This window comes from Curvivirga aplysinae, assembly GCF_009711445.1.
In the GTDB taxonomy this organism is placed as follows: Bacteria; Pseudomonadota; Alphaproteobacteria; order UBA8366; family Aestuariispiraceae; genus Curvivirga; species Curvivirga aplysinae.
Genome location: NZ_SMMC01000184.1, coordinates 1 through 395, shown reverse-complemented (window position 1 = coordinate 395; position 395 = coordinate 1). Strand labels below are relative to the sequence as shown.

Annotated in this window: 1 pseudogene; it reads right to left on the bottom strand. The window is 44.3% G+C overall.

What is annotated here, in order from left to right:
- Nucleotides 1-210 (bottom strand): annotated as a pseudogene (locus E1160_RS17135) (DUF2497 domain-containing protein); the annotation flags it as partial.
- Nucleotides 211-395: the final 185 nt, after the last annotated feature.

Here is a 395-nt window from a genome sequence, read left to right as displayed (position 1 = left end):
GACTGGCTCTGGTTCCGGCTCAGGCTCAGGTTCTGGCATTGGCTCTGGTTCCGGCTCAGGCATTGGTTCTGGCTCTGGTTCTGGCATTGGCTCAGGCTCTTCAGCAGCGGGTTCTTCCACTACTTCAGGCTCTTCTGGATCTTCCGAGATAATCTTACGGATAGACGCCAGAATTTCTTCCATTGAGGGTTGTTCTTCGTTATCGCTCATTTGTACCCAGCCCTTTGTCCGGCAAATCAATTACTTCTTTATACTTCGTAGGAAATTCTGAATTCTTTCAGACTCCGATTAAAAGCCAAAGCAATTACCATGCCAAATATTTAGCTTTCCCCTTGAATATAAAGATATATTTCTTCACATACTATAACATCGGGATTCTAGCAAAGTAAAACTGA